The organism is Actinomadura sp. NPDC000600, from assembly GCF_040492135.1.
Taxonomy (GTDB): domain Bacteria; phylum Actinomycetota; class Actinomycetes; order Streptosporangiales; family Streptosporangiaceae; genus Spirillospora.
Genome location: NZ_JBEUPD010000011.1, coordinates 129,228 through 155,790, shown reverse-complemented (window position 1 = coordinate 155,790; position 26,563 = coordinate 129,228). Strand labels below are relative to the sequence as shown.

Sequence of the window (26,563 nt, the reverse complement as noted above, 5' to 3'; positions counted from 1 at the left end):
GGTGCAGGACCAGGGGAGAGGTACGGCGTTGACCGAACACGAAACCGGCAGCCCGCTGCTCGACGACGTCCACCGCCTCATCGCCGACCGGGCGTGCGCCGTCCTGTCCCTGGACATCTTCGACACCCTGCTGTGGCGGCGGGTGCCCCGTCCCACCGACGTGTTCGGGCTGCTCGGCTCCCGGATGCGGGAGGCGGGCCTCTGCCCCTCCTGGGTGACTGACGCGACCTTCCGCCGCATGCGGATCGCCGCCGAGGACACGGCCCGCCGCAGCCGCGACGCGCTCGGTACCGAGGTGTCCCTGTTCGACATCTGGCGCGCCATGCCGGACGGCGTCCTCGGCGCCGCGCCCCTGGAGCAGCTGGTCGAGGCCGAGGTCGCTCTGGAGCGCGAGCTGACCGTGGTGGACCTGGACGTCGCCGAGGTCGTCAAGGCGGCGCGCAAGCAGGACCTCCAGGTCGTGCTCGTCTCCGACACCTACTTCACGGAGGACCACCTCTCCCGGCTCCTCGACCGCCCGGAACTGGGCCCGATGGACGGCGTGCGCGTCTTCCGGTCGAACCAGCACGGCACCGACAAGGCGTCGGGCCTCTGGGAGATCGTGCTGCGCGAGCTCGGCCGCGGCCCCGAGCAGATCGTCCACATCGGCGACCACGAGATCGCCGACCACGAGGTGCCCGGCAGGCTCGGCATCCGCACCGTCCACTACCGCAGGCTCGACGACGCCTACCTCGACGTGCTGAGACGCGAGAAGGAGTCCGTCCTCCCGTTCGGCGACCACGCCCCCGACCTCGACGACCGGCACGGCGACCTCGGCCTCACCAGCCTGCGCGCCAAGGCCGTGCGCTCCGGCGTCCCGTTCACCACCTCCGCGCTGGACGTGGCGTGGCGGTACGGCGCGGGCGTCCTCGGCCCGGTGCTGACCGGCTTCGCCGAATGGGCGGCGTGGCGGGCGCACGAGGCCGGCACCCGCCGGCTGTGGTGCTCGATGCGCGAGGGCGAGCTGCTGTCCCGGCTGATCAACGAGGCCGCCGAGGCGCGCGGCTGGGACGTGCGCGCCGCCCCGGTGTGGCTGTCGCGGTTCGTGACCTCGTTGGCCGGGCTCGACCCCCACGACACCGCCGCGGTGCACGCCTTCGTCCGCACCGGGTACCGGCTGACCGTCCGGCAGGCGCTGTCGGTGCTGGAGCTTCAGCCCGGCGACGTCCCGGGCCTCGCGACCGAGCTGGACACCGTCATCGACAACGGCGACATCGCCGAACGGGTCGCCCGCGCGCTGACCGAGACGCCGCACCTGTGCAACCGGCTCGCGGTGACCGTCACCGCCGCCCGCGAACGCATGATCAAGTCGCTGCGGGACGCGGGGGCGCTCGACGACGACGCGCTCGCGGCGGGCGAACTGACGCTGGTCGACCTCGGCTGGGGCGGCACGATCCAGCGCCAGCTCGCCCGCGCCCTGGAGATCGCCCGCATCGACGTCAGGCCGGCCGGGCTGTACCTCGCCACCGACACCCGGGCCGAGCGGGTCTACATGGCCGGCCTGCGCGCCGAGGGCTACCTGGCGCAGGCGGGGCACCCGGCCCACGTCGCGGCGACCGTCACGCGCAGCCCAGAGATCGTGGAGCAGTGCGTCAACGCACTGTGCGGCTCCCTCATCGGCTACACCGAGGACGGTGCGCCGGTCCTCGGCCGGGCGGCCGACTCACCGTCGCAGAACGCCGAGCGCCGCACCGTCCAGGACGGCGTCCTCGCGTTCCAGCACCTGTGGAACAGGTACGTCACGGCGTCCGGCGGCACGTGGCCGGACCTCGCCCGCCCGGAGGCGGCCCGGAACCGGCTCGCGCGGATCCTGGTGGCCGCGCTGGAGTCGCCCACCCCCGACGAGGCCGCGGTCTTCGGGAACTGGACCCACGAGGACAACTTCGGCTCCTCGCTGGTCACCACCCTGCTTCCCGCCGATCTCAGGGCGGCCGTCCCGTACCTTTCTCCGGGCGACCTCGGCGACCTGCACATGCGCGACTCGTTCTGGCCCGCGCTGATCGCCGCGTCCGACACCGGGCTCGGCGCCATGGCGAGGGCCGTCGCGGACGGCGCCATCGACGCGGAGGCGTTCGAGCCGTCCGGCGAGAAGTCCGAGACGCGCCTGCGCTTCCGGACGGCGGACGACCGGTGGCACGAGCCCATCCGCCGCCGCGTCCGGATCAACCACAACGGGCTGTCGTTCTCCCGGCTGTCGTTCGAGCACCACGACACGGTCGACATCTCGCTCGCCATCCCCGGCCGTCCCGCGATCGTGCGGGTCGACTGGATCGAGGCCAAGGTCATCGCCGGCGGGCGGCGCCGCGAGCAGGTGCTGCGCTGGGACAAGCCGGAGGACTTCGTCGGCCTGCACTACGCCGACTGCCGCTACCTCGGCGGCAACCTGATGGAGTTCGACACCTCCTACGCGGCGGTGTGGCTCCCGCTCGCCCGCCGCGCCGGGGTGCCGGCGGTGTCGTCCGGGCAGATCACGATCGCGTTCGCGATGCTGCCGCAGTCGATGACCGGAATGGCGCCGCGGATGCCGGTGGACCGCAGGGCCGAGCGGGCGGCGCGCGCCGCGCGGTTCACCGAACGCGTCCGCGAGGAGTACCGGACCGCCGGCGTGAAGGGCATCGCCGCCGGCGCCGGACGAGTGGCCAGGAGGAAGCTCGGTGACGCGTGACTTCGGCGCGGCCGTGACCGGGTCCGCCGGCGACCCGCACGCGCAGGCCCGCACCGCCCGCGAGCAGCCGCTGCTGCTGCACTCGATGGCGGTCTTCCGCGAGCTGTTCGAGACGGTGTTCCGCTGCCGCGGCGTCTCCACGGTCGTCGAGGTGGGCGTGGAGTCGGGCCAGGTCAGCTCGCTGTACGCCGACCTCGGCGCGACCGTGTACTGCGTCGAGCCCGCGCCCGGCGACGAGTTGCGCGCCGTCCTGGACGGCGACCCCCGGCTGAACCTCGTCGAGGGGCTGTCCCCGGCCGTGCTGCCCGACCTCCCGGTGGCGGACCTCTACATCCTGGACGGCGACCACAACTACGCGGTCGTCCGCGACGAACTCGCCTGGATCATGGCGAACGCCCCGGACGCCGTGGTCGTCCTGCATGACGTGCTGTGGCCGTGCGGGCGCCGCGACTTCTACTACCAGCCGTCGCCGGTCGCCCCGGAGGACACGCACCCGGCCACGACGGACGGCCCGACGGTGTGGCACGACGAGCTCACCCCGGCCGGGTTCGTCGGCGACGGCGCGTACACCGTGGCCGAGCAGGCGGGCGGGCCGCGCAACGGCGTCCTCACCGCCGTCGAGGACGCGCTGGACGGGAACGGGGACTGGCGGTTCCAAATCGTCCCGGCCGTGTTCGGGTTCGGGGTGCTCGCGAGGACCGGCGCGCCCGGCGCGGACGCCGTCTTCGAGGCGGTGCGGCCCTACACGTCCTCCCGCCTGGTCGCCGCGATGGAGAACAACCGCGTCGCGCTCTACACCCGCGTCCTGCAACTGCAGTACGAGGCGACGGCCCGCCTTGAGGACGCCGGCCGGCTCACCGAGACCGTCAACGCCCAGCAGCAGGAGATCGCGCGACTCGAGTCCGAACTCGACCGCACCAACAGGGAACTGGCGGCGCGGCGCCAGGAGGCGCGGGCACGCCAGGAGGAGCCGGAGCGGACCGCGGCCTCGGACCCGGAACTGAGCGAGGCGATGTCGCACCTCGGCCGAGCCCTCTCCTCCCGCCTCCGCAGGACACCCCCGGGCCGCCCGCGATGATCTCCGCCTGCGGGACGGCCTAGCCGACCACGACCACCGCCACCGGGACGGGTCCCGCGGCCTGGGACCCCGAGACTTCAGGAGAGGGAACAGGCGATGACGGACTATGTCTCGACCGTGGCAATGCACCAGGCCACCTGGGGGACCTTCCTCGAACCTGCCCCAGAGCTCGCGGACGTCGCGAACCTCCATGAGGCCCTGCGCATGCCGATCCGGGGAGGGCATCGCGCCGATCTTGGGAAGCTCACCGGCAGGAACGCGGTCTTCGACCGCACCGCCGCCCGGATCGGGAGCGTGGAACTCGCCTACGAGGACCAGTGCAGCGCCTACCACTACTACGACCTGTTCTCCTGCGTCGAGCGCTGCCATGGGGAACTGACCCGGCTGGTCGACCTCGGAGTCTTCATGGGCGGCTCGTCCGCCATCCTCGCCGGCTGCGTGGAGCCGATGGGGCTCGAACTCGACCTCGTCGACGTCAACGACGCCTACCTGCGGTTCACCTACGAGCGGCTGCGACGCGTCTTTCCGCGGGCCATGACGCGCGTCCGCATGTTCCACGGCGACCTGCCGACCTATGTCGCGAGGGTGCTCGGCGGCGAACCGCAGACGCGCGCGCTGGTCCACCACGACGGCGCGCATGGCTTCGACCAGGTCGTCCGGGACCTGAGCGCGCTGTACTTCGTCCGCGACCGCGTCCACAGCCTGGCGATCAAGGCGACCCACCTGCGCGGTGACATCAGGCATCTCAACTTCGTCGACGCCGCCGTCCACGCGATGTTCGGCGTCGACGTCAAGTACGAGCCGCTCGGCGCGAACTTTCCGCCCGACGCTCCGGTGACCGTCCCGAACGAATGGGACGGGAACTACTTCCTCGCAGGCCAGCCGGAGGGGATGTACGTCCCGTTCGACGGCGTGGAGTGGAAATACCCGCATCCCACGATGGAGCTGGAGGCGTTCCTGCCGGTGAAGGCGCCCCCCGCCGGCTGACCATGGCCGGATGCGGCCATCTGCGGGCGGGGATCTGTCCGATCTTTCCTGCGGGCTGACCTGGTGACCGGTTTGACCGGGATGGCGGGACGTCCGCGGGGCTCTTCCGTTGAACGAGGCGCGGGAACGCGGGAACCTCTTTACCCTGTGCTGTGTAAGAAACCGACCGTAGTAACCCAACCCGGCCACCCCCAGGCGTTCCCTCCATTCCCGCGAATCCAGGGGTCTCTCGACGTGACGGACATGGCGAGCGGGTCCGCGATGGCGCGGCTCACACAGGCCGACCGCGTCTATGTGGGCTGGCGCTACGCGCAGGTGCACCCCGACCCGGGGCCGCCTCCGGACCGGCCTGCCGAGCCGGCCAGGGCGCCGCTGCCGCCGCCCGCGCGGCGGCCCGGCGAGCACATGGCCGGACGGCCGCTGCGCACCGCGTTCGCCGGGACGCTGGTGTTCGTCGTCCTGTTCATCGCGTGCGGCATCACCGGCGTGATCCCGTGGGCGTTCGCCGGGGTCGCGTTGCTGGCGTGCTGCGTCGTCCTCGCCATCACCGGCGGTGGTCTGTGGCGGGACGAGCGGGGCGTCCGCGAGCGGCTCGCCCAGGAGCGCGACGCCGAGGCGCGCGAGCGGGCCGCACGCGATCGGGCCCGCGACGCCGCCGAGAAGGCCTACGCCAAGGAGCGGGCCGAGTGGGAGCGCCGCCACTCGGCGTACGAGAGCCAGCGCGAGTGGTACCCGGTGGCCGTCCCTCCCGGCGTCGACCGGGTGGACATCGTGGGCGGGACGCTCGCCGGCTGGTCCGCGGCGGTCACGACGATGGGGGCGGCCAGGCTGGCGGTGGGCGCGCGGCTGACCGTCATCGACCTGTCCGAAGGGGCGGTCGCGCACGACCTCCTCCGGCTCGCGGCCGACCGCGGCGACGACCCGCTCGTCTGGGTCCTGCCCGCCGACCTGCCGCGCCTGGACGCCACCCGCGGCCTGAACCCCGAGGCGCTCGCCGACGTGCTGTCGCTGGTCGTCAGCGCGGGCGAGGAGGAGGGCGGCACCCGCGACCTGTCGTTCGACAACTCGATCCTGGAACGGCTCATCGAGGTCCTCGGCCCCGACACCACGATCCCCCGGATCACCGCCGCCCTGCGCGTCCTCGCTCAGGTCGGCGACCCCCGCGACGACCTGCGCAAGGGCCTTCTCACCGACGAGCAGCACGAGCGCATCGCGACACTCTTCGGACGCGACGCCACCGACCGCATCGTCGTCCGCCGCGCGTGGGCCCTGGAAGCGCAGCTCCGCAAGCTGGAGAAGCTCGCCACCGAACCCGTCCGGCTGCCACCCTCCCGGCTCCACGTCGTGTCGATGGACCGGCGCGCCGGCGTCCTCACCAACCGCATCCTCGGCACCTACGTGACGACCGCCCTCACGCACCGGATCCGGGAGGCCCCGCCCGGCGGCCGCTGGGACCACACGCTCTTCCTGTGCGGCGCTGAGAAGCTGCGCGGGGACGTCCTGGACCGCCTCATTGACGCCTGCGAGGCCACCGGGACCGGGCTCGTCCTGATGTACCGGTCGATTCCCGGCCACGTCCGCGAGCGCCTAGGCCGCCGAGGCCACGCCGCCGTGGGTTTCATGCGGCTCGGCAACCCCGAGGACGCCCGGGTCGCCGCCGAGCACATCGGCGCCGGGCAGCCGCTGCTGGTCGCCGAGATCACCGACTCGGCCGCCGAGACCCTGTTCGACGTCGCGGGGGAGACCTACGCCAGCACGGTCGCCTACGCCCGCCCGCGCGGCGACGGCCTAACCGACCCGGTCTGGTCGCCGCTGCCCGCCCCCGCCGCCGACGACTCCGTCCTGGTGGAGGGCATCAGCTCCGCGACCGCTTGGGGCCGCACGGTCGCAGCCCGCCGCCGTCCCGACAAGCAGCGCTTCCGCGAACTCCTCATCGAGCCCCCGCAACTCCAGGAGCTCCCGCCGACCGCCATGGTCTTCACCCACTCGGGCGCCACGGGCCGCCGCACCCTCCTGGTGGACGCGAATCCGGGCATCATCACCCTGCCGACCGCCCACTCGATGGAGTTCGAGGAGTACCTCCGCGAGCAAGCGCAGACGCCGGAGCAGCCCGACGCAGACCCGCCCGAGCCCCCAACACCACCCGAGGCCTCCGCCGCACGCCTCCCCAAGCCCCGCCACGCCCTCCCCAGAGGCGCCGGCCCCCGCCCGCCCCGCATAGTCCCACCCCTGAAACCCAACGGCCGCCACAAAGCCAACCCCCCGTCCTGACAACATGGCACCGCACCTTTACCTGGCGGCCGGAGAGGTGGCGGGGCCGGTGGGTGTGCTAATCACCGCCTGGAGATCGGCGGCGTAGCCGCGAGCGGCAGTGTGGGCAGTGGAGCAGCAGGCTGGTTCAACCGTCGCTTCCTCGCAGGGCGACGCTGTCGTCGCACCGGGGCAGTACCCTCTGGAATTCAGTGGAGACGTACTCGGAAGGGGGGATGGTGAAGTCGGAGCCACTTCCCGCATGGATCGTAATCGGTGCAGCGTTGTTCTCGATCGCCGCGTTCACCGGGCACTACCTGTTCGTGTCCGGAAAAATGTCTCGTGCCCATAAGGATTTTCTCTTCGGCCCGTACACGGGGAAGTTTGGGCGGGAAGCCGGATTGGGGTTGAAGTACGGTGCCGCCGGGTTCGGATTGCTCGCCCTGGGGGGAATTCTCACCTACGCCCCGCCGGGATCCTTTCTGGAGAGGATCTCGGCATGGATCGTGGTGGCAGGCCTTCTGTCGATGCTCCCGCCCATCTACTGGAAGTATGCCGGGTACCCAGAACGCATGAAGCCCGGCTGGTACAAGGATAGGGAAGCGCGGTTCAACGCCGGAAAGAGGGCATCGGCCGATGGGTCGGTGAGCTCCGTTGCTGCCGCCGGCGGCGTCGATGACATGATCCTGGCGGGCCCCGAAGGATGGACGCCGCTGACGCCCGCCTTTTCGAAGCATGATCCGGCTGAGGCTCCGGATCGGTTGCCTGCCGTGCATGAGGGGGCTGGCACCTCATGTATTAAAGTGGACGGATATAGGGTGATCCCGCTAGTAGTGGAACTCGAGAATCTTTCCTCTGGGCCACTCGAAGTCAGGGCTGGTCATGCGCGTTCTGCGGTCGACCACTGGCTGGCGTCGCTTCAGCCGGGAGGGGAGCCATCGCGGCTGGTGCTTGATGACCGCGAATTGGCGGACGGGGAGCCGCTGGCGGAACGATACCTCCAGATCAAGGGAAGCGGTCAATGGCGGGCTGCTCTCCGCACACTCCAGGATCTGCGAATCTTTGAGGAGAAGGCCACAGGTACGGGCTTTGATGTCCTCCACTATCTAGGGCCGCCGGGAGTCGCGGTCATACGCCAGGAAGGTGCGACCGCCTTTTCTCTTCAATTGCGTGACTCCAATTTGGGGCGGAAGCGGTCGGCGTACCAGGTGCTGTGTCCACTGCCCGGCGGGAAGGGGCGGGTCGCGCTGCCCACGGACTCGGTGTTGCAGATCGGTGCCGAAGGAGCACCCTGGTCGGTGGTGGTCAGCCCGTTGCTGCGGCAGGGGGACGTCGCGGCCGAGGGGCGCACGGCCCTGGCGGTCCCCGGGCTGGAGGAGTTGCGGACATTCAGCACGTCGATCGGCGGCAACACCGCCGAGGTCCTCTTCTATACCGGCGCATCGGGTCGGCTGCGGGTCGAGCACACCGGAGAAGGCCCCTTCGGCATCGATCAATTGCACTCGACCCTCGGCATAGCTGAAGAGGTGCTCGCCGCGTTCGGCGACTACGAGGGCGACGTCGAGATCAAAGGGCACTCCCTCCTCCAGATCCGTGGCGGGTTGGGTACCTGGTCCCTGCAGCAGGCCGACTTGAAGGGATAGCCTCCGCCCCCTCGCCGAACTCAGCCCGGGGCTGGACGGCAGGCCTGGACCACCCGCCGCGAATCGGCGTTGTGGGGGTGAGGACGGTCGGGGTCAGCGGGTCGTCAGCGCGGACTCCACGGCGGTGCGCAGGGCCGCGCGGCTCAGCAGCAGGACGGGCCCGTCCGGGTCCTTGCTGTCCCGCACCGCCACCGCCCCGGCCGCGCCCGCCAGCTCGACGCAGTTCCCGCCGTTGGAAGCGCTGTAGCTGCTCTTGCGCCACTTGATGTCGGTTAGGTCCATTTTTCCTGGGCCACCTTCCTGATCAGCTCGCGGGACATGTCTTCCGTGAGGGTGCGCGAGCGAAGCGCGACAAGCGTTCGTGCTAGTGCGGACAGGTCCGTGGGGTCGTCGGTTGTGATGGCGCGTATGGCGGTCTCGACATATGCGACCTCGCTTCGGTCATCCATCGTCGCGACCACGAAGGCGCCTGTGTTGCCGTCATGCTCGCCGCTTGTCAACACTACTTGAACCGTGACGTTGGGCAACATGCTGATCTCGATGAGGTGCTCAAGCTGTTCCCGCATCGTGTCAGCCGTGCCGACCGGTCGATAGAGGGCCTGTTCGTCGATCAGGAGTACAAGGGTGGGAGCGGGGTTTTCTCCCTCCCTGGTGATGATCGCTTGGCGACTGATACGGGCCTCGGCGGCGTCCTTGTTGTTGTGCAGGATCGCCAACGCGTAAGCCTGGGTCTGCGCCAAGCCCGGGATCAAGGAGTGTTCCCAGCAGACGAGCATGGCCGCTTCGGACTCCACTTCGGGCCAGTCGAACCAGATCGGCACGGGATGGCCGTTTCTGTTGAGGTCCAGCCAGAGCTTGATCAGTGATCCGTCGGCCTTGAGGCGACGATCGACCACCTCAACGAAGTCCCGAGTGGCTCGCCTGGTGCCGTTCTCGATGCGGCTCACCTGCGCCTTGCTGATGTTGGTGTGATCAGCAATGGACTGTTGTGTGATCTCCTTCGCCTCACGCATCCGGCGTAGCTGGCCACCGAAAGCGATCAGCGCGGGGGACTCTTTGGAACGTTGCCGTCGTGAAGGCATGAGCGCCAAGTTTCCTTTCCCTGGTACCTCGCCGGGAGGGCCTTCGAGTTTCCAGTCGTCACCAAGACTGTTTGGCAACAGCACCATACCGAGAAACCTTGCTAATTGTGTGGTGTTCGACACGCAGAGTGAGGAGATGGATCATGGGTGAGGCGGCGCGTCACGAGAACGAGTTGGTGGTGAAGAACGACCTCAAGGTCGTCGCCGAGGTACGGCGGTTCGTGCGGCTGGTCACCGGCCAGTGGGACATGGATGACTTCGTCCCGTGTCTTGTGGCCAGCGAACTGGTCACCAACGCTCTGCGCTACGCCTCCGCGTCCGACGACGACGTGACCTTCCGCATCGGCCGCACCGACGACGGCGCCCTGTGGCTGGAGGTCCAGGACGCCACGTACGACCTGCCGCGCATGCAGGAGACCGACACGATCAGCGAAGCAGGCCGCGGCCTGTTCATCGTCGACCAGTTCGCCCGCTGCTGGGGCATCCGCCCCCTGTCCGGCAACGCCGGCAAAGTCGTCTTCGCCGTCCTCGACCCCTCATGAAGACCCGGCGGAGGGGGCTGGCATGTTTCGGTAAATCCTGGGATGCCTTCTTCGACCTGCTGATCATCGAGTTTCAGGAGCGACCCAGGCGGGTTGTCGTGAGCGTGCGGGGGGCGGATGCGCTTGCCCGGCGTGATCTGCGGCTCTTCGTGGCCATGTCGTGGCACCTCTTCAACGCTACGGAGACAGTCGAGTCCGAGGGTAAGGGGGATTGGCGGCTAGAATTCCTTTACTGGGGTGACTGGGGCTCGTGGGCCTAACGGGTTTGGGAGGATCTGCCATGCCGACGGATGGACGGGCGGAAACGGGCGTCGAGTTCGTGAGTGAGGAGGGCCCGGTCAGCGTTCACGAGCTGAACGAGTTGGAGCGGCGACTTGGCGTGGAGTTGCCATCCGACTATCGAAGCTTCCTGCTCCGACGGAACGGTGGTCGTGTGCATGACAATGATCTGGCGACTCCCGAGGGGGAGGAGATCGGCATCGCGGTTGTTTCGTTCCTCTCGCTTGGAAGTGAGGGCGGAGATTCGATGGATGAGTTCCTCGGTGTGTACAGCGGTAGGTATCCCGAGGAGCTACTCCCGGTAGCCGAAGCCGCCGGGGGAAATCTCATCCTGATAAGAGTGGAAGAGGGGAGGGAGGGAGAAATCTACTTCTGGGACCACGAGCAGGAGGGTGACGAGGAGCCGGTATGGGAAAATCTCACCCTCCTCGCGCCTTCGTTCGATCAATTTATGGAAGCCCTGGTCCCATACGTCGACTGATCACGCTGTGAAACCGGCTCCGCCGGCACCTCCCAGGGCGGCCCAGGATCGGCAGCGGCAGGGGTGAGTCAGGCGGCGTCAGTGTCTGCGCCGCGCAGGATGTGCTGGTCGTCGCCTGGGGGTGGGGGCACGGAAGGATGCTGGGGTGACTACGCCCCTTGGTTCTTCTGGTGCTGGCATGCCGCCCGTCGGGTGGGGTGGCGGGGTGCCGCAGGGTGGGCCGCAGGCGGAAGGTGAGAGGATGCCACCGCGCGAGGCTTCGGCGACGGAAAAGGTTGTTTCGATGGACGGGGAGCGCGGCAGGAGGCTGGCCGGCATCAAGGCGAAGCTGGATCTGCTCAAACGCGTGGAGGCCGAGCACGGTTATGGCGCCATCATCGAGGAGCCGGAGGAGTTGGAACCCATCCCCGGGCTCCCGGTGGGGGTGACGGAGACGTTCGGTCTGTTCCGTCGGCTGGGTGGAGACTACTTCCGCTTCCAGCAGCCCTCTGCGATCGCCGGCCGGCAGGCCTGGAGCGACCGCTACATCGATCCGAACTGCCCGCTGGGCAATCCTCTTTCGATCGGGTGTGAACGCTACGGTGCTCCTGCCGACATCGAGTGCGGCAGCGGCATTTACCTCGACTTGCAGGAGGGGGACGTCTACTTCTGCGACGGGGACGACTACGTATTCGCCTACAAGCACATTGACGTCGAAATGGTCGAGACCACGGAACTGTCGCCCGACATTGTCACGTTCTTCGACTTCCATGTCCTGGGAGAAGGGTATCCCCGGCTCATCGCCTCCGTCATCGGGCCGCGTGCCGTCGGACGTCGTGATCGGAGGGGCCGGCACCGGGACCGTTGGATGAGACTCCTGGAGGAGGCCGGCCTGGCGTCGGCGGAGGTTTGATGCGAGCACTTCTGCTGGTCGTAGGGCTGGTCGTCACCGTGGTGCTCGTCACGGTCGGCGTGGTGTTGTACGGGTCTCCGGCGTTCGTCGGCTGGGCGCTTGGGATGGTTGCCCTGGGAGCGGGGTTGCAGTTCGCCATTCGCCGGGGTGGCCTACCTCAACGACAGGACTTGGAGCGGCGGGAGACTTTCGGGCAGGTCCTCCGGAGCGGATCGTTTCTGCGGCTTTATCCGCCGCTGCCTGCGGCGGTGGCGTTCGTGGTGATGGCGGTCGTCGTCAACACGGGGCCGCCGAGTCTCGTCATGGTGCCGCTCCTGGTCGTTATGACGTGCTCGGCGATCTGGCGGCGGAGGGCGTCCGCCAGTGCTCGGAGCGCCGGACGTTCAGGGCGGGACGGCTGATCCCGGGCCGGTGGTCTTCCTGGAAGGGCATTGGCGTGGGGGTCGGTGGCGCGTAAGGATGCTGGGGTGACTATGCCCCCTGGTTCTTCTGGTCCTGGTCGGCCGCCCCACGGGTGGGGTGGTGGGGTTCAGCAGGGTGGGCCCCCGGCGGTCATGCAGGGGAGGCCGTTCGTGTTGCCGGGGCCTTGGTATCGGATTCAGGCGATTCCGGCGCCGCAGCGGGAGGGGTCTGCGGAGTGGGACTTTGTGAGTGTGCTGCCTGCGGCTTTGTCGGCGGCGCGGTTGGGGCGGCCGTTCGTTGTCGGGTGGTTGTCGGCGGGGGGTGGGGCTCCGCTGGAGCTGATCACGAATGCGGGGCCCATCGGGGCGCCTGAGGCCGGGGCCGAGACGCATGGGCTGCTGTTTCCGAGCGGTGCGCGGGGTGTGCCGATCGGGGACGGGTGGTTGCGGCAGGCCGAGCGGATGGCGTGGACGAGGTGTCCCGGACGGCTCGCGCCACAGGGCTCCGGTGGTGGTCCGGGGCTGTTCGAGGCGACGCTCGTCACGTTGATGGAGCGGCCGTTCGGGTGGTTCGTGGTCGCCGATCCGTGCGACGAGCGGCTGATCGACAGCGAGATGCGCGAGCTGCACCACGAGTTGCGGATGTTGCGGCGGGGCGAGGACGAGCACGCTCGGCTCGCCGTCGCGCGGGCCGATCGGCGGCTCGCCGAGCTGGACGCCTTCCGCGAGGCCGGGCTCTGGCAGGTCCGGGTGGTCGCGGGGGCGGCGTCGCAGGCGGAGCTGGGGCAGATCGCGCCCGTGCTGGTCGGGTCGATGGAGTTGGGGCACCATCCGTACCGGCTGCGGTCGGGGCAGGGGAGCGGGACGTTCGCGGAGATGCTGGCACCGGGGGCGGCGCCCGCGCCGGTGCGGGCGGCGGCCGAGCCGGAGCAGCGGTTCCCGTTCGTCGCGACGGCGGGGGCGCTCGCGGCGCTGGCGGGGCTGCCGCGGCGGGAGGTGCCCGGCCTGCGGGTGCTGGACGCCGGCTACTTCGACGTGACGTCCGAGACCGCGCCGGCGAGCGGGGAGGCGCAGATCGAGCTGGGCGCCATCCTGGACGGCCAGGACCGCGAGGTCGGGCGGTTCACCGTGCCGCGCTCGACCATCAACCGGCACGTGTTCGTCACGGGGGCGACGGGCGCGGGCAAGTCGCAGACCGTCCGGCACCTGCTGGAGCAGCTCACCCGGGCCGGCGTGCCGTGGCTCGCGATCGAGCCGGCGAAGTCGGAGTACGCGGCGATGGCGGGCCGCATCCAGGATCTCGGCGGGCCGGTCACGGTCGTCAACCCCTCGGACCCGGACTCGGTGCCGCTGTCGGTGAACCCGCTCGCGCCGGAGCCCGGCTACCCCGTCCAGGCGCACATCGACATGGTGCGGGCGCTGTTCCAGGCCGCGTTCGACGCCGAGGAGCCGTTCCCGCAGATCATGGCGCAGGCGCTGCAGCGCGTCTACGAGAACAACGGGTGGGACGTGGTGACGGGCGGGGGCGTCCCCGGGTCGCTCATCGAGCCCGCCGTGCCGACGCTGGAGCAGTTGCAGAACGCGGCGCTCCAGGTCATCCAGGACGTGGGCTACGGGCGCGAGCTGATGGCGGACGTCCAGGGGTTCGTGGACGTCCGGCTGCGGTCGCTGCGCATCGGGTCGGCCGGACGGTTCTTCGAGGGCGGCCACCCGGCCGACATCGGCGGGATGCTCCGCGACAACATCGTGCTCGCCATCGAGGACGTCGCGAACGACGAGGACAAGGCGTTCCTCATGGGGACGCTCATCATCCGCATCGTCGAGCACCTGCGGATGCGCGAGCGCAAGCGCGACCGCGCCGCGGGCGCCGCGCTGCGGCACGTCATCGTGATCGAGGAGGCGCACCGGCTGCTGCGCAACCGCGGGCCCGAGCGGGGCAGCTCCCACGCCGTCGAGCTGTTCGCCGGGATGCTCGCCGAGATCCGCGCGTACGGCGAGGGCATCATCGTCGCCGAGCAGATCCCGACGAAGCTCGTCCCGGACGTCATCAAGAACACCGCGCTGAAGGTCGTGCACCGGCTGCCCGCGTTCGACGACCGGCACCAGGTCGGCGCGGCGATGAACCTGGACGGCGACCAGTCACGCGAGGTGGTGTCGCTGCGTCCGGGCGTCGCCGCCGTGTTCGCGGACGGCATGGACCGCCCCCTGCGCGTGCGGGTGCCGCTGGGCGAGGGGCGCGAGGCGGAGCTGCCCGGCCCGCCCCCGCCCGTGGACGGGCGGCGCTCGGCCGCCTGCGGGTGCGAGTGCCGGTCGGGGCGCGCCTGCACCCTGTACGAGCTGCGCGAGGCGGACCTGATCGCGGGCCATGCCGACTGGGCGTGGCTGCGCCTGTGGGCCGACACGCTCGTCCTGGCGCATGCGGTGAACCGCCCGGTCCCGTCCGTCCCGCCGGAACTGGCGCGTTCCTGGTCGCGGCTCACGCCGCGGCTCCGCGAGTGCGCGCTGGCGACCGTCCTCGAACGGGCGGTGACCCGGCGGTCGCGGGGGCTGCGCACCGCCTATCCCCCGTCCGACCTCACCGCCGCGGCCGCCGAGGCCGCGCAGCGCCTGCTCGGCGGCGGCGCGCCGGGCGGGGCCCCGGGGCCGCACTGGGTGATTCCGCAGGTCAGGTGGCTGCACGAGCTCGACAGGCTGTTCCCCTACGGTGGCGACGCGCCCGACAAGCACGCCCCCGCGCCGCCGCTGGACTACCAGCTGCCCGGCCTCAAGCAGCAGTCGGACGCCAAGCTCGGCCACCGGCTCCGCGCCCTGCGCCGCCATCCGCTGTCGATGGAGCTGAAACGCAACCGCCCCATCGCCGGGACCGCCCTCTACGGCGACGACGACCAGGCGGGCTTCTTCCAGGACCTGGTCGTCGTCGCCATCGGTGTCGACGAGGACGAGCAGATCGAGCACGTCGCCGGGACGATGCGCGTCACCGAATGGCTGGAACCCGTCCTGAGCTGGTACGACCGGTTCATCACACCGTTCGAGGACCCGGACAAGGGTCTTCCGTTCCTCAACCCGCAGCCCGAGTGACTCAGATGTCGCTCTCGCCGCGGGCGGGAAGGCCCGCCTTCTCCGCGACCGGGTTCCAGTAGCCGATGAACTCGCTCTTGGCGGAACTGGCGCGCTGGTTGACGTCGGCGACCTCGCCCTCGGACGGGCAGCCGGGCGCGGCGGCCAGGTAGCGCTGGTTCGACTCCGTCGAGGCTTCGAGGGCGCGGACGAGCGCGGCCTTCATCTCCTCGCCGTTGAGGAGCGCGCCCACCTCCAGGCCCCGCGCCTTCGCCAGCTGGCCGCGGCGCTGGTCGAGGACGCGCCGCACGCCGTCGACGGGGCAGCCCTGGGTGACGACGGTGCCGAGTTCGGAGCGGGTGCCGCCCATGTCGTCCAGCAGGCCGTTCACGACGGCCGCCTGCGCGTCGAGGTCGCCGCCGCTCGTGGGGCTGTCGGACGCGGACGCCGCGCCCTGGCTCTGCCCCGTGGACGGCCCGGAGGCTGTGGGCGGCGGAGAGTCCGACCCGCTCGGCCAGAACACGATGCCCAGCGCCAGCCCGATGAGGAGGACGACACCCGCCGCGCCCAGGAAGTAGGGCAGCGTGCTGCGCTTCGGCGGCGCCGGTGGCTGCCAGATCGCGGGCTCGGCCCAAGGGTCGGCCCACGGCTCGGGAGAGAGGTGGGTGGTCCGCTCCTCGGCGGGCGGCATGTGGAGCGTGTGGTCGGGCTGCGCCTCCCACTGGACCGGGTTCTGGCCTTCCCACGGCGGCGGCACCGGATCGCGCGGAACCGGCACACCCCCCGCCGCCGGGCTGCCCGGAAGGCCTCCGCCCGGCGCGTACCCGCCGAACCCGCCGCCGCTTCCTGGAGCGCCGCCGACGGGACCCCCGCCCGGCGCACCTCCGCCCGGTGCGCCTTCTCCCATGGAGGCGCCGCTGAACGGGTTGCCGCCGTAGGGGGCGCGGAGCGTCTCGTCCTGGGTGGTCGCGTCGTCCGCGCCCGGCGGGCTCGGCGGGGCGCCGAACGGGTCGCGGGACGTGTGGTCCTGGACGGTCGCGTCGGCGCCCGGCGGGGCGTCGAGGGGCGCTCCGCAACGCACGCAACTGGGCGACGACGAAGCGGAGTCGGTTCCGCAATTCGGACACCGCATGACGGCCCCCTGCCCCGTGAGAACGAACGGTCAGAGAATACTGCGTGACCGACCGTTACACCCGTTTCCAACTACGCTGCGGCTGATCGGTCTTCTTCGCGACGGGGTTCCACAGGACGACGAACTGCCTCTTCGCCAGTGTCGCGCGCTTCTCGGCGGCCGCCCGTCCGGGAACCTGCGCGGCGCTCGGGCGCGGCTTGCCCTTGCACTTGCGCTGGTTCGCCTGCGCCCACTGGAGCAGCACCTGGTCGACCTGGAGGGACGCCCCCAGCGCCTGGTTCAGCGAGCCGCGCAGCCGCTCCCCGTTCGCCAGCTTGTCGACCTTGAGGTTCTGCGTGCGGCGCATCTGGTTCGTGCGGCGCTGCGCGACCGTCTGGAACCCCTGGATCGCCTGCGGCAGCGTCTTGCACTTGCCGGCCCGGCCGAGCGCCCCGGCGAGGATCCGGCGGGTGTCGACGCTGTCGTTCAGGATCCCGTTGAGGGCCGCGGCCTGCTGCTTCATCTCGGGCGGGATCGCGTTCTTCTGCGCGACCTGCTTCTGGGACGCCGCCGGGGACGGGCCCGGGCCCGACGGCGAGTCGTCGCCGGACGGCCACACGACGAACGCGACCGTGCCGACCGCGACGGTGACGAGCGCGGCGACGGCGGCGATCAGCGGCTTGCTCGTCCCGCTCTTGCCCTGGCCCTGCGGGAACTGGCCCGGCGGGTATCCGCCGAACGCGGGGTCGCCCGGACCCATCGGGCCCATGGGCTGCATCCCGGGGCCCATCGGGCCCTGCTGCATCGGACCCGGCTGCATGGGCCCCTGCTGCATCGGCCCCGGGCCCATGCCGCCCATCGGGGGAGGGCCGCCCATGGGGTAGCCGGGGTCCATCCGCGTCTGGTCGAAGTCCCCGCCGAAGCCCTGGTCGCCGGGCATGGCGAGGGCCGCTCCCGGGCCGGGCGCGAGCTGCGTCGCCTCGGGGTCCGGGAAGGCCGGAGGCTGGGCGGCGCCGGGCGGCTGCTGCCCCCATACCTGCGTGGCGTCGGCCTCGCCCTCGGGCTTGCGCGGCTGCGCGAACCACGAGTCCGGGACGATCGACTCCGTCGGCGGGGGCTGCTCCTGGAGCCCGAACGGGTTCGATCCGCCCGGGGCCGGCGGGGCGGGGTCGTTCGCGGGCGGAGCCTGCTGCCCGCCCGCCCACGCGGGAGGCGGGGGCGGGGTGCTGAAGCCGCCGGACGCGTCGTCGTCCTCGTTGGGGTCGAACGTCCAGGCCGCGGTGTCCTCGGGGCCGGGGGACGGCAGCGGGGACGCGACGGCGGGCGTCGGAGCCGACGCGGTAGCCGGCGGCTCGGCGTACAACTGGAGCGGTGGCTGCGCCGGGAACTCGGGGGCGCCCTGCGGACCGAGGTCGGGCATGCCCTGCGGGCCGGTCTGGGGCATGCCCTGCGGGCCGGGCTGCATCCCCAGGTCGGGCGCGGCGGGCGGCTGCGGGCTCGGGGCCCAGGACGGCGTGGGCGGCGGCACCATCATCGTCCGGTCGCCGAGCGCCTCGGCACCGCCCCCCGCCGCGGGAGCCTCCGCGACCGGAGCCGCCAGCGTGACGGCGGGCCCGACCGAGTACACGTCGATCGGCGCCTCGCAGTGCGAACACTTGCCGAGCGTCCCAGGCGTGTCATTTCCGCACGTCGGACACTGCATCGCTCAGACCTCGCCTTATAGCCGCTTGCCCACGCTTGCGATCCAGGCCCGCCGCCCGGGGCGGGCACCGCTCCCCGCGTGATCAGCGGGGCTCCCGACAAAAGTAGTGGGTGACGCCGTTCTTGGACGCGTGGTTGGGAATCCGGCACACCGCAGTCGGAGGTCGCACGCAATCACGACATGTCGGTACTGGTCAAGATTGCCGCCAGTGGTTTACCGGCATCGCTGTGATGCTGCTCACATTGTGCACCGGTGGTGCGGAGCACGTCCCCCGAACCGCCCGGCGCGCCGCGAAAGCCCCACTCAGCGGCTAGGCTCGGAGCGGTTTCCCGGCGCATCCAGAGAAGACGGAGTCCATGAGCGATCTTCCGCTGCGTTCGCAGCTGGCCGTCGCGCTCGGTCGTACGGCCGCCAAGATGTCCCGAATGGCGGGCCGCGGGGACGGCTCGGTGATCGGCGGCCGGGTCGGCCTCCGGCTCGACCCGGAGCTGCTGACCAGGCTCGCCAAGGACCGCAAGCTCGTCCTCGTCAGCGCCACCAACGGCAAGACGACGACGACCCGGCTGATCACCTCGGCGATGACGCCGCTCGGAGAGGTCGCCACCAACGCGTTCGGCGCCAACATGCCGACCGGTCACGTGTCGGCGCTGGCGTCCGCGCCGTCCGCCCGCTACGGCGTGCTGGAGTGCGACGAGAAGTACGTCCCGATGGTCCTGAAGGAGACCGGGGCGAACGTCGTCGCGCTGATGAACCTCAGCCGCGACCAGATGGACCGCGCCGCCGAGATCTGGCTGCTGGCCGGCAAGTGGCGGCGCGCGCTGGAGGCGTCCCCGACCAGCCACGTCATCGCCAACTGCGACGACCCGCTGGTCACCTGGGGCGCGTCCACCGCCAAGAGCGTCACGTGGGTCGCCGCGGGCCAGCACTGGCGCGAGGACTCCTGGTGCTGCCCCGAGTGCGGCGGCCCCCTCGACCGGCAGGACACCGACGAGGACAGCGACTGGCGCTGCCGGCAGTGCCACTTCTCCCGCCCCCGCCCCGACTGGGCGCTGAAGGGCGACACGATCACCGCCCCGGACGGCCGGGCGTACTCCCTCACCGGGCTGTCCCTGCCCGGCCGCGCGAACCGCTCGAACGCGCTGATCGCCCTCGCGGTCGTGGCGCAGTTCGGCGTCCCGCCCGAGCAGGCCCTGCCGCTGCTGTCGCAGGTCACCTCCGTCGCCGGGCGCTACACGACGGTCGAGCACCAGGGCCGCTCGATCCGGCTGCTGCTGTCGAAGAACCCCGCCGGATGGCTGGAGGCGTTCGACGTCCTGCAGCCCGCGCCCGGCCCGGTCGCGCTGTCGATCAACGCGCAGGGCCCCGACGGCCGCGACACGTCCTGGCTGTGGGACGTCGACTACCGCATCCTGCGGGGCCGCCCCGTCTGGGTCACCGGCGAGCGCCGCATCGACCTCGCCGCCCGGCTGGAGGCCGCCGAGGTCTCCTTCACGGTGGTGGACGACATCGACCAGGCGGTCATGGCCGTCCCGCCCGGGCACCTGGACGTGATCGCCAACTACACCGCCTTCCAGACCATCCGAACGAGGTACGGCCGTGTCGTCTGACCGCATCAAAATCGTCTGGATCTACCCGGACCTGCTCAGCACCTACGGCGACCAGGGCAACACGATCGTCCTGGAGCGGCGCGCGGCGCTGCGCGGCATCCCCACCGAGACCGTCAGCCTCCGGTCGGACGAGCACGTCCCCGCCGACGGCGACATCTACCTGCTCGGCGGCGGCGAGGACCGGCCGCAGATCCTCGCGGCGCAGCGGCTGCGGGGCGACGGCGGCCTCGCGCGGGCCGTCCAGTCCGGCGCGGTCGTGTTCGCGGTCTGCGCGGGCTACCAGCTGCTCGGCCACGAGTTCGGCGGCGAGGAGGGCCAGCCCGTGCCGGGCCTCGGCCTGCTCGACATCCGCTCGGGCCGCGGCGAGCAGCGCGCGGTCGGCGAGGTCGTCGGCGACGTCGCGGCGGAGCTGAACGTCCCGCGCATCACCGGCTTCGAGAACCACCAGGGCGTCACGCAGATCGGCCCGAACGCGCGCCCGTTCGCGAAGGTGGTGCACGGCGTCGGCAACGGCGACGGGAACGGCTTCGAGGGCGCCTACAGCGGCCGGATCCTCGGCACCTACATGCACGGCCCGGCGCTCGTCCGCAACCCCGGCCTCGCCGACCTGCTGCTCCGCTGGGCCGTCGGCAGCGAGCTGGCGCCGCTGGACGACTCGTGGGCCGGGCGCCTGCGCGAGGAGCGCCTCCAGGCGGTCATGGGCTGACCCCGCGTTCATAGACCGAAGCGACCCGGCCGTTTCGGGGTGGTTCGCCACTCGACGGCCGGGTTCATCGGTCCTTGTCCGTTTGGGTCTGGTGCGGGGGACCGGGCGCTGCCACCGTAGCGATCGTGATCTGCTGCCGGCCTTCCCGCCGGGCGCTCCTGCGCTGGAGTGCCGTCGTCGCGGGCGCCTCGCTCCTGCCCACCGTCGAGCCATCGCCCGCGCGCGCTTCGGACGACGTCCAGCCGGTGAACCTCGAACTGGTCACCGTCACTGAGACGACGGCCGTCCTCACCTGGTACACGGGCGTCCCGGGGACGGACGACGGCCTGGGCCGGATGCAGCCCGCGCCGTCCGACGCCGAGGTCCTCTACGGAACGCACCCGTCGCGCCTCGACCGCGTCGCCCATGGACCGTCCGGCACCCCGTACCACTACGTCGAGCTGACCGATCTGGAGCCGGGCCGCAGGTATTACTACAGGGCCCGCTCCCGAGGACGGGACGCCGCCCCCACCTGGTTGGCCGCAGGGCAAGCAGCGGGCACTCCCTACGGGGACGTCTTCGCGTTCACGACCCCGCAACCGCCCCCGGGCCGCCACCTCTTCTCCGTCGCCCTCTGCAACGACCTCCACCTGGGCGAGACCGTCGCCGGGCTGGTGGGCCAGCTTCCCTGGATCAAGGGCATCGAGCAGGTGCCCGGCCACCCGCCGTATCCCGAGGTCATGGCGAAGGCCCTGATCGCCGACGCGCGGGCCAGGGGCGCCGAGTACCTGCTCGCCGCCGGGGACATATCGAGCGAGGCGGCGCCCGCCGACCTCGCGAGCGCCAAGAGCATCCTCGACACCTTCGGGACCCTGGGCGGCGACTACCTGATCGCCCGCGGCAACCATGACCGCGCCCATTCCGGGGAGCGGTACGGCGAGTGCAGCCCCGGGGAGCACCAGGGGAACGACTGCTTCAAGGACGCCTTCTCCCCGTCCGGGCGGACGTACTTCTCCCACGACCTGCGGGGCCTGCGCGTCATCGGCCTCGACACCTACGACAAGCCGGGCGACGGCGGCGACTCCGGCGGCCTCTCCGCCGAGCAGCACGCCTGGTTCGAGGCGGAGCTGAAGAAGGACCCCGAGCGGCCCACCCTCGTCTTCGGCCACCACCCGCTCTTCACCGAGAACGACCCGCTCTCCATCACCGGCGCCCACTCCCTCGACGCGGGCCAGTCCCTGCGGATCCTCACCGCCTACAACCGGGCGCCCGGCGTGTTCCTCCACCACGCGGGCCACACCCACCGCAACCAGCGGTCCGTGTTCCCGCTCGCTCCCCGGGTCGTCCAGCAGGAGGTCGGGGCGGTGAAGGAGTACCCGGGCGGTTTCACTCTGCTGCGCGTCCACACCGGCGGCTACGCCCTGAACTTCTACAAGACCCGCGCCGACGAGGCCCGCGCCTGGAGCGAGCGCAGCCGCCAGGAACTCTCCGGCCAATGGCCGCAACTGTCGCTCGGAAACCGCCCCACCGACCGCAACACGGTCGTCGGCCGCGACCTGTCCGGCCTTTCCGGGGCGTGAGAATCACCGCAGGGCGGTGAGGTTCCGTCAGCCGTCGTAGGGGACGTGCGGTGTCCATTCGCCGTCGGGACGGGTGACGGCCTGCCACATGGCGTCGGCGATCGGGGGTGGTGAGAAGGGCCCCTCCTTGGCGAGCACGCCGTTGACCTGCACCGCGACCGCGCGGATGCCGTCGGGTGCCAGGGTGGCGTCGAGGCTGGTGACGAGGTTCCGCACGGCGGCCTTCTGCACGCCGAGCGACGCGGCCCTGTGCGCGGGGTGGTCCGCCGCCGCCGACCCGGTGACCAGCACCCGGGCGCCCGACCGCATGAACGGCCGCGCGGCCTGGACGGCGGGCAGCAGCGCGCCGGCCCCGAACGCCACGTCCTCCAGGAGTTCGGCGACGCTGAGGTGCAGCGGATCCTTCTCCCGCCACGCGCTGGGGTTGAAGTGCAGGACGTCGATCCGCCCATGGCGTTCGCCCGCCCCGCCGATCACGTTGCCGACGTCCGCCGGATCGGTCAGGTCCACCCCGGCGCCCTCGGCCTCGTACCCCTCTCCCCTGAGGGTCGAGGCCAGGGACTCGGCGTGGTCGGCCGAGTGCGTCACCAGCACGGCGGCGTGACCCTCGCGGGCGAAACGGCGGGCCACGGAAAGCCCCAGGCCGGGACCGGCGCCAAGGACGACACAGACGGGTGTGGTCATACCGAGGATTCTCCTACGGACTCGAGGATCAGCGGCACCGGCCCGCCCCACCGACCGCGACACGGTCCGCCGTGATGCGGTCGACGTCGCCGGCCGGTGCCGCCGCGCCCGCCAGCCCCTCCAAGGACAGGGCCAGCGCGCGGGGCTCGCCGATCGACCGGGCGAGCTCCAGGCCGCGGGTGTGGTGCGCGAGCGCCTCCGCCGCGTCCCCGCTCAGCTCGGAGGTGAAGCCGAGTCTCGCGGCCAGGAGATGCTCCCCGATGGATCTCGCCGCGCGCCGATGAGTCTCCGGGCCGTCCGCGGTCACCTCCTCCGACCGCTACGAAGGAGATGACCATGGACCTCCCCCAGGGCGACGTGCGCCTGCTCGAAACCGACGTCGCGCAGCACCTGCTCCACTCCACGATCCCGGCCCGTCTCGCGTACACGGCCGTCGACGGGACGCCCCGCATCATGTCGTCCTGGTACACCTGGACCGGCGGGGAGCTGGTGATGGCGACCTACGTCCACTGCCCGCCGATGGGCATCCTGCGCCCGGCCGCCCGCATCCGTGCGCTCCGCGAGCGTCCCGACGTCGCCGTCAGCATCGACACCGACGGGCAGCCGCCGGAGGTCCTCCTGCTGCGCGGCCGCGTCACGACCACCGAGGTGGACGGCATGGTGCCCGAGCAGGCGCGGGCGGCCCGCCGGTTCCTGGGGGAGGAGGGCGGCGCGGGGTACGTGGCCGGCGCCGAGCACCCCGAGACCCGCATGGCCCGCATCGCCCTGCGGCCGACCTGGGTGGGCGTCATCGACTTCCGGACCCGCCGCCCCGCCCTCATGACCCCCTGAGAGGCCGTCCGCCCGCGAGGATCTGCCGCCGCCCGATCCGGATCGGCCGTCCCCTCAGGGGGCGTCCTCGGCGGCGCAGGAGTCGAGGAAGGGGACCAGTTCTCGGGCCACGGTGCGCAGGGGGCGGGTGCTCTGCTCGGCTCTGGCCAGGAGGATCGCGCCTTCCAGGGAGCTGACCATCAGGGTCGCGAGGGCCGTCGCCCTGCGGGACGGGACGCCCATCGCGGCCAGCTCGCGGGCGATCGGCCGCCGCCAGGCGGTGAAGGCGGCGGCCGCGGCCGCGCGAGTGGACTCCACCGACTCGGCGCAGTCGACCGTGGCGGCGGCCACGGGGCAGCCGCGGTCGAACCCCGTCGCCTCGAACTCGTCGATCCACTGGCGGACCATCGCCGCGAAGAGCCGCCCCGGGGTGGGGCGCGCCATGGCGGCCATGAAGCGGGCGACGCGGTCGCTCGCGTAGCGTCCGGCCCACTCCACGGCCTCGTTGACCAGCTGCTCCTTACCGCCGGGGAAGTAGTGCTGCAGCGAGCCGCGCGGCGCCCCGGCGTGCTCGGCGACCTCGCGCAGGCCGGTCGCCGTGACTCCGTCGCGGCGGATGAGCTGCGCCGCGCTGAAGACCATCCGCTCCCGCGGACCCCGCTCACCGGTCGCCACGGCCACCCTCCGAAGAATATTTCACAGGCTATTGCCCTATCTACCTGGATCATTATCATGACCACTGTCATAACTCGCAAGGGTGCGGAGGCGATGGTGGACAAGGACGTCGGTTTCATCGGCCTCGGCGTCCTGGGACGGCCCATGGCGCTCAACCTCGTCCGGGCGGGGACCGGGCTCGTCGTCTGGAACCGCACGGCCGCCAAGTGCGAGCCCCTGCGCGCGGCGGGGGCGACGGTGGCGGACGACCCCGCCGACGTCTTCCGACGTGCGCGCGTGGTGTTCCTCATGCTGGCCGACGGTCCCGCCATCGACTCGGCTCTGGGACGCGGTACGCCGGCTTTCGCGGCGAACGTCCGGGGCCGGGTCGTCGTCCACATGGGGACGACCTCGCCGGGCTACTCGCACGGCCTCGAAGCGGACGTCAGGGCCGCCGGCGGGCGGTACGTCGAGGCGCCCGTGTCCGGTTCGCGGGGGCCCGCGGAGTCCGGGGAGCTCATCGCGATGCTGGCCGGGGAGGCGCCGGCGGTGGCCGAGGTCCGCCCCCTGATCGGCCCGATGTGCGGCGAGGTGTTCGTCTGCGGGCCGGTTCCGCAGGCGCTCCAGATGAAGCTCGCCGTCAACCTGTACCTGATCACCATGGTCACCGGGCTGGCCGAGGCGTTCCACTTCGCCGAGCGGCACGGCCTGGACCGGCGGCGGCTGCTGGACGTGCTCGACGCCGGCCCGATGGCCAGCACCGTGTCGCGCGCCAAGGGCCGCAAGCTGCTCGACCGCGACTTCGCCGTCCAGGCGTCCATCCTCAACGTCCTGGACAACAACCGCCTCATCGCGGAGGCCGCCCGCGCCGCGCGGCTCGCCTCGCCGCTGCTGGACGTGTGCCACGCCCTCTACGGCGAGACCGCCGCGCTGGGCCACGGCGACGCCGACATGGCCGCGGTCGTGCACGCTCTGGAGGCCCGGACGGCCGCGCCGGCCACCGCCGTCTAGGGCGCCCGAATTCGCTTGTCCGCCGTTCCGGCCCGGCATTACCGTGCCGAAAGTGGACCACTTCTCACGCTCGTGGACGGCACTGCTAGCGGCGGTCGCGGGCCTGCCGGACGAGGACTTCGAACGGCCGTCCGGCTGCGCCGGCTGGCTCGTGCGGGACCTGGTGTGCCACCTGGTCATCGACGCCCAGGACGTCCTGATCACCCTGGCCACGCCCGCCGGCACCGAGCCGACCGTCGACGCGGCCACCTACTGGAAGCTCGTGGAGCCGCCGACCGGCGACGACCCGCTGGACGCGCTGATCCCCCGGCTGGCCGCCGCCTACGGTGAGCCGCGGCTGCTCAAGTTCCACCTCGACGACGTCGGCCAGGCGGCGGGCCGCGCGGCGCGGCTCGCCGACCCCGCCGTCCTCGTCGGCACCCAGGACGAGGTCCTGACGGTCGGCGACTACCTGTCCGCCTATGTGGTCGAGTGGACGCTGCACCACCTCGACCTGGTCGCGCACCTGCCGGCGGGACCCGAGCCGCCCGCCGAGACCCTCGCGGCCGCGCGTGCGCTGCTGGAGAAGATCGCCGGGAGCGAGTTCCCCGCCTCGTTCTCCGACAGGGACGCGCTGCTGGTCGGCACCGGGCGCCGCGCGCCGACCGGCGCGGAGAAGGCCGAACTGGGCGATCTCGCCGCAAGAGTGCCCTTCGTCCTCGGCTGAGCGGCGCCCGCCTCAGCCTCGTACCGGCAGGTCGTAGAAGCGGCGGACGCTGGAGCCGACGCGGTCGAGGTCAGTCCCGTAGATGTGCAGGGAGACCGCGGTGGTGTCCCCGAGGTTGCGGACGCGGTGGATGTCGCCGGGCGGCGCGAAGCCGCTGACCTCGCCCGCCGGGTTCGGATTCGCGCCGGCCTCGACCAGGGCGGCGCCGTCTTCGGAGAGGGTGTAGAGGTCTTCGTGCTCGGCCCCGGTCAGCACGCCGAACACGCACCAGGTGACGTGGTCGTGGATGCGGGTCACGGCGCCGGGCTGCCACACGATCGCCGTCATCGAGAACGAGCCGTCCGGCTCCACGTGCAGCAGGTGGCCGGTGGATGTGCCGGGCTCGCCGATGAGCTGGTCGGGGCGGAGCAGCTCGCCGGGGGATGGGAGGTGCCCGCGCAGGGCGCCGGCGACACGGTCGGCGGTGTCCTGCCAGTCGGCGCCTCGGACGACCGCCGCGCGCACGGCGGCGGTCAGGGCGTCCAGGGGGGTGGCGGGTCGCGCGGTTAGGGTGGTCATGCCGTCCTCCTCGTACCGGGTCGCCTCCAGCCTCGGTGGCCGGGGGGTCCGCCGTCATC

General features: G+C 71.6%; 24 protein-coding genes. 16 read left to right on the top strand and 8 right to left on the bottom strand.

The annotated features are described in order from the left end of the window. Nucleotides 1–28 precede the first annotated feature (28 nt). The 5 genes from ABWI07_RS18450 (at nucleotide 29) to ABWI07_RS18430 (ending at nucleotide 8,662) form a co-directional block, all read left to right on the top strand. Nucleotides 29–2,704 carry an HAD family hydrolase gene (locus ABWI07_RS18450; RefSeq protein WP_353819232.1) on the top strand — a complete coding sequence of 892 codons (2,676 nt, stop codon included), beginning with the start codon at nucleotides 29–31 and terminating at the stop codon, nucleotides 2,702–2,704. Then, nucleotides 2,694–3,782: a class I SAM-dependent methyltransferase gene (locus ABWI07_RS18445; protein WP_353819231.1), complete on the top strand. Its 1,089-nt coding sequence runs from the start codon at nucleotides 2,694–2,696 to the stop codon at nucleotides 3,780–3,782. Before ABWI07_RS18450 ends, ABWI07_RS18445 begins: the two co-directional genes overlap by 11 nt. A 96-nt stretch (nucleotides 3,783–3,878) precedes the next feature. Further along, entirely contained in the window at nucleotides 3,879–4,769 is an 891-nt protein-coding gene (locus tag ABWI07_RS18440) for a class I SAM-dependent methyltransferase (protein ID WP_149263070.1), read from the top strand. Between the two features lie 243 nt (nucleotides 4,770–5,012). Then, complete coding sequence (locus ABWI07_RS18435) at nucleotides 5,013–7,040, top strand: hypothetical protein (RefSeq protein ID WP_149263069.1); 2,028 nt, start codon at nucleotides 5,013–5,015, stop codon at nucleotides 7,038–7,040. A gap of 191 nt (nucleotides 7,041–7,231) precedes the next feature. Beyond that, a complete protein-coding gene (locus ABWI07_RS18430; protein WP_353819230.1) occupies nucleotides 7,232–8,662 on the top strand; it encodes a hypothetical protein in 1,431 nt (476 codons plus the stop codon). Between the two features lie 93 nt (nucleotides 8,663–8,755). Here the strand turns inward: ABWI07_RS18430 and ABWI07_RS18425 are convergent, their stop codons facing one another. Next, nucleotides 8,756–8,944, bottom strand: a complete 189-nt coding sequence (locus ABWI07_RS18425) for a DUF397 domain-containing protein (protein ID WP_353819229.1) — start codon at nucleotides 8,942–8,944, stop codon at nucleotides 8,756–8,758. Then, nucleotides 8,935–9,831, bottom strand: a complete 897-nt coding sequence (locus ABWI07_RS18420; RefSeq protein WP_353819228.1) for a helix-turn-helix domain-containing protein — start codon at nucleotides 9,829–9,831, stop codon at nucleotides 8,935–8,937. Before ABWI07_RS18420 ends, ABWI07_RS18425 begins: the two co-directional genes overlap by 10 nt. 56 nt (nucleotides 9,832–9,887) lie before the next feature. Here ABWI07_RS18420 and ABWI07_RS18415 point away from each other — a divergent pair, with 56 nt between their 5' ends. From ABWI07_RS18415 to ABWI07_RS18395, 5 genes are all read left to right on the top strand, one after another. Further along, entirely contained in the window at nucleotides 9,888–10,286 is a 399-nt protein-coding gene (locus ABWI07_RS18415; RefSeq protein WP_149263065.1) for an ATP-binding protein, read from the top strand. 280 nt (nucleotides 10,287–10,566) lie between these two features. Further along, nucleotides 10,567–11,046 (top strand): SMI1/KNR4 family protein, encoded by a 480-nt coding sequence (locus ABWI07_RS18410; RefSeq protein WP_353819227.1) that lies wholly within the window; start codon nucleotides 10,567–10,569, stop codon nucleotides 11,044–11,046. Between the two features lie 241 nt (nucleotides 11,047–11,287). Then, on the top strand, nucleotides 11,288–11,938 hold the full coding sequence (locus ABWI07_RS18405) for a hypothetical protein (RefSeq protein ID WP_353819226.1): 651 nt from the start codon (nucleotides 11,288–11,290) through the stop codon (nucleotides 11,936–11,938). Next, nucleotides 11,938–12,339: a hypothetical protein gene (locus tag ABWI07_RS18400; protein WP_353819225.1), complete on the top strand. Its 402-nt coding sequence runs from the start codon at nucleotides 11,938–11,940 to the stop codon at nucleotides 12,337–12,339. Before ABWI07_RS18405 ends, ABWI07_RS18400 begins: the two co-directional genes overlap by 1 nt. A gap of 423 nt (nucleotides 12,340–12,762) precedes the next feature. Continuing rightward, complete coding sequence (locus tag ABWI07_RS18395; RefSeq protein WP_353819224.1) at nucleotides 12,763–15,417, top strand: ATP-binding protein; 2,655 nt, start codon at nucleotides 12,763–12,765, stop codon at nucleotides 15,415–15,417. A gap of 1 nt (nucleotide 15,418) precedes the next feature. Here the strand turns inward: ABWI07_RS18395 and ABWI07_RS18390 are convergent, their stop codons facing one another. Both ABWI07_RS18390 and ABWI07_RS18385 read right to left on the bottom strand, forming a co-directional pair. Further along, nucleotides 15,419–16,477: a flagellar basal body-associated FliL family protein gene (locus ABWI07_RS18390; protein WP_353819223.1), complete on the bottom strand. Its 1,059-nt coding sequence runs from the start codon at nucleotides 16,475–16,477 to the stop codon at nucleotides 15,419–15,421. 106 nt (nucleotides 16,478–16,583) lie between these two features. Beyond that, the gene (locus ABWI07_RS18385) at nucleotides 16,584–18,209 is read right to left on the bottom strand and encodes a hypothetical protein (protein WP_353819222.1); all 1,626 of its coding nucleotides are present in this window, start codon (nucleotides 18,207–18,209) and stop codon (nucleotides 16,584–16,586) included. 356 nt (nucleotides 18,210–18,565) lie between these two features. On the opposite strand from ABWI07_RS18385, the gene ABWI07_RS18380 reads away from it, so the two are divergent. The 3 genes from ABWI07_RS18380 (at nucleotide 18,566) to ABWI07_RS18370 (ending at nucleotide 22,081) form a co-directional block, all read left to right on the top strand. Further along, nucleotides 18,566–19,816: a Mur ligase family protein gene (locus ABWI07_RS18380; RefSeq protein WP_149263053.1), complete on the top strand. Its 1,251-nt coding sequence runs from the start codon at nucleotides 18,566–18,568 to the stop codon at nucleotides 19,814–19,816. Next, nucleotides 19,806–20,522, top strand: coding sequence for a type 1 glutamine amidotransferase (locus ABWI07_RS18375; protein WP_353819221.1), 717 nt, complete (start codon nucleotides 19,806–19,808; stop codon nucleotides 20,520–20,522). Before ABWI07_RS18380 ends, ABWI07_RS18375 begins: the two co-directional genes overlap by 11 nt. A 125-nt stretch (nucleotides 20,523–20,647) precedes the next feature. After that, the gene (locus ABWI07_RS18370; protein WP_353819220.1) at nucleotides 20,648–22,081 is read left to right on the top strand and encodes a metallophosphoesterase family protein; all 1,434 of its coding nucleotides are present in this window, start codon (nucleotides 20,648–20,650) and stop codon (nucleotides 22,079–22,081) included. A 27-nt stretch (nucleotides 22,082–22,108) separates the two neighbouring features. Here ABWI07_RS18370 and ABWI07_RS18365 read toward each other — a convergent pair whose 3' ends face one another. Then, the gene (locus ABWI07_RS18365) at nucleotides 22,109–22,765 is read right to left on the bottom strand and encodes an SDR family NAD(P)-dependent oxidoreductase (protein WP_353819219.1); all 657 of its coding nucleotides are present in this window, start codon (nucleotides 22,763–22,765) and stop codon (nucleotides 22,109–22,111) included. A 28-nt stretch (nucleotides 22,766–22,793) separates the two neighbouring features. Beyond that, nucleotides 22,794–23,072 (bottom strand): hypothetical protein, encoded by a 279-nt coding sequence (locus ABWI07_RS18360; protein WP_353819218.1) that lies wholly within the window; start codon nucleotides 23,070–23,072, stop codon nucleotides 22,794–22,796. A 29-nt stretch (nucleotides 23,073–23,101) separates the two neighbouring features. On the opposite strand from ABWI07_RS18360, the gene ABWI07_RS18355 reads away from it, so the two are divergent. Next, a complete protein-coding gene (locus ABWI07_RS18355) occupies nucleotides 23,102–23,596 on the top strand; it encodes a pyridoxamine 5'-phosphate oxidase family protein (RefSeq protein WP_353819217.1) in 495 nt (164 codons plus the stop codon). A gap of 54 nt (nucleotides 23,597–23,650) precedes the next feature. Here ABWI07_RS18355 and ABWI07_RS18350 read toward each other — a convergent pair whose 3' ends face one another. Continuing rightward, nucleotides 23,651–24,256 carry a TetR/AcrR family transcriptional regulator gene (locus tag ABWI07_RS18350; protein ID WP_353819216.1) on the bottom strand — a complete coding sequence of 202 codons (606 nt, stop codon included), beginning with the start codon at nucleotides 24,254–24,256 and terminating at the stop codon, nucleotides 23,651–23,653. A gap of 51 nt (nucleotides 24,257–24,307) precedes the next feature. Between ABWI07_RS18350 and ABWI07_RS18345 the strand changes: the two genes are divergently transcribed. After that, nucleotides 24,308–25,240 carry an NAD(P)-dependent oxidoreductase gene (locus tag ABWI07_RS18345; protein WP_353819215.1) on the top strand — a complete coding sequence of 311 codons (933 nt, stop codon included), beginning with the start codon at nucleotides 24,308–24,310 and terminating at the stop codon, nucleotides 25,238–25,240. A 52-nt stretch (nucleotides 25,241–25,292) separates the two neighbouring features. Continuing rightward, nucleotides 25,293–25,946, top strand: coding sequence for a maleylpyruvate isomerase N-terminal domain-containing protein (locus ABWI07_RS18340; protein ID WP_353819214.1), 654 nt, complete (start codon nucleotides 25,293–25,295; stop codon nucleotides 25,944–25,946). Between the two features lie 12 nt (nucleotides 25,947–25,958). Here the strand turns inward: ABWI07_RS18340 and ABWI07_RS18335 are convergent, their stop codons facing one another. Continuing rightward, on the bottom strand, nucleotides 25,959–26,504 hold the full coding sequence (locus ABWI07_RS18335) for a cysteine dioxygenase family protein (protein WP_353819213.1): 546 nt from the start codon (nucleotides 26,502–26,504) through the stop codon (nucleotides 25,959–25,961). Nucleotides 26,505–26,563: the final 59 nt, after the last annotated feature.

Bases quoted from the DNA above. Each gene is read 5' to 3' on its own strand.
- ABWI07_RS18440 (WP_149263070.1), top strand. From the start codon at position 3,879: ATGACGGACTATGTCTCGACCGTGGCAATGCACCAGGCCACCTGGGGG.
- ABWI07_RS18435 (WP_149263069.1), top strand. From the start codon at position 5,013: ATGGCGAGCGGGTCCGCGATGGCGCGGCTCACACAGGCCGACCGCGTC.
- ABWI07_RS18425 (WP_353819229.1), bottom strand. From the start codon at position 8,944: ATGGACCTAACCGACATCAAGTGGCGCAAGAGCAGCTACAGCGCTTCC.
- ABWI07_RS18420 (WP_353819228.1), bottom strand. From the start codon at position 9,831: ATGGTGCTGTTGCCAAACAGTCTTGGTGACGACTGGAAACTCGAAGGC.
- ABWI07_RS18415 (WP_149263065.1), top strand. From the start codon at position 9,888: ATGGGTGAGGCGGCGCGTCACGAGAACGAGTTGGTGGTGAAGAACGAC.
- ABWI07_RS18410 (WP_353819227.1), top strand. From the start codon at position 10,567: ATGCCGACGGATGGACGGGCGGAAACGGGCGTCGAGTTCGTGAGTGAG.
- ABWI07_RS18405 (WP_353819226.1), top strand. From the start codon at position 11,288: ATGCCACCGCGCGAGGCTTCGGCGACGGAAAAGGTTGTTTCGATGGAC.
- ABWI07_RS18400 (WP_353819225.1), top strand. From the start codon at position 11,938: ATGCGAGCACTTCTGCTGGTCGTAGGGCTGGTCGTCACCGTGGTGCTC.
- ABWI07_RS18385 (WP_353819222.1), bottom strand. From the start codon at position 18,209: ATGCAGTGTCCGACGTGCGGAAATGACACGCCTGGGACGCTCGGCAAG.
- ABWI07_RS18380 (WP_149263053.1), top strand. From the start codon at position 18,566: ATGAGCGATCTTCCGCTGCGTTCGCAGCTGGCCGTCGCGCTCGGTCGT.
- ABWI07_RS18365 (WP_353819219.1), bottom strand. From the start codon at position 22,765: ATGACCACACCCGTCTGTGTCGTCCTTGGCGCCGGTCCCGGCCTGGGG.
- ABWI07_RS18355 (WP_353819217.1), top strand. From the start codon at position 23,102: ATGGACCTCCCCCAGGGCGACGTGCGCCTGCTCGAAACCGACGTCGCG.
- ABWI07_RS18345 (WP_353819215.1), top strand. From the start codon at position 24,308: ATGACCACTGTCATAACTCGCAAGGGTGCGGAGGCGATGGTGGACAAG.
- ABWI07_RS18335 (WP_353819213.1), bottom strand. From the start codon at position 26,504: ATGACCACCCTAACCGCGCGACCCGCCACCCCCCTGGACGCCCTGACC.